We start from the raw sequence: 854 nt of genomic DNA on the forward strand, positions 1-854 counted from the left end.
AGGCAAAGCAGCACTTTATTGTCTTTAAAAATCAAGGAGCGGATTGAAGTTCCTTATTAATGTACCGAACTTTAAACTATCCATGCAACTTAAAACACTGTTTATATTGATCTTTGTTCTATTTTCTCATCTTCTTTTTCCACAAAATGGAAATAAGTTGGCCTTTGTAAAAGGTAAGGTATTAGATGAAGATCAAAAAGCACTTCCAGGTGCTTCAGTGGTACTACGAATAGCCGGTGATTCAACTCTTCAAATGGGTGATTATACAAATACAGAAGGTAATTTCATCCTCCAAAAGATTCACCCTGGAAATTATCTGCTGGAAGTACATTTTGTGGGTTATTCCACTTATAGTACAATATTCCAAATTGATAGCAATCGCTCTAACTATGATGCTGGGGAGATTATTCTGAAAAACGTTCAACTGGATGGGGTGGAAATCAATGCTCAACGTGAAATAATCAGCAGGAAACCTGACAGAACGGTATTAAATATTGCTAATAGTGTTTATTCAACGGGGGAAAATGGTTTTTCCTTACTAAGAGTGGTGCCAGGTTTAAATGTGGATAGTTCTGGGGAAATTACTTTTCGGGGTAATCAACAAATAGTGGTATATGTTAATGATCGAAAAGTAAATATTAATTCCAAAGAGCAATTAACTTCTTATTTAAAGTCCATTCCTTCCGAAAATATTAGAAGTGTGGAGGTTATCCCAGTACCAGGTGCCCGTTATGATGCGGAAGGAAATGTTGCCGTTGTTAATATTTATACCAAAAAGCAGATGGAGTTCGGGTTAATGGGAGGGGTTAATGCCAGATATAATCAAAATAAAGTTACGGGAAATAATTTAGGAG

Annotated in this window: 1 protein-coding gene; it reads left to right on the forward strand. The window is 35.9% G+C overall.

Annotated features, from left to right (window positions below):
* Nucleotides 1-82: 82 nt before the first annotated feature.
* The coding region (locus E1171_RS00610) for a carboxypeptidase-like regulatory domain-containing protein (RefSeq protein WP_155203084.1) at nucleotides 83-854 on the forward strand (772 nt) is incomplete at its 3' end.

Source organism: Xanthovirga aplysinae (genome assembly GCF_009711365.1).
Lineage (GTDB): Bacteria > Bacteroidota > Bacteroidia > Cytophagales > Cyclobacteriaceae > Xanthovirga > Xanthovirga aplysinae.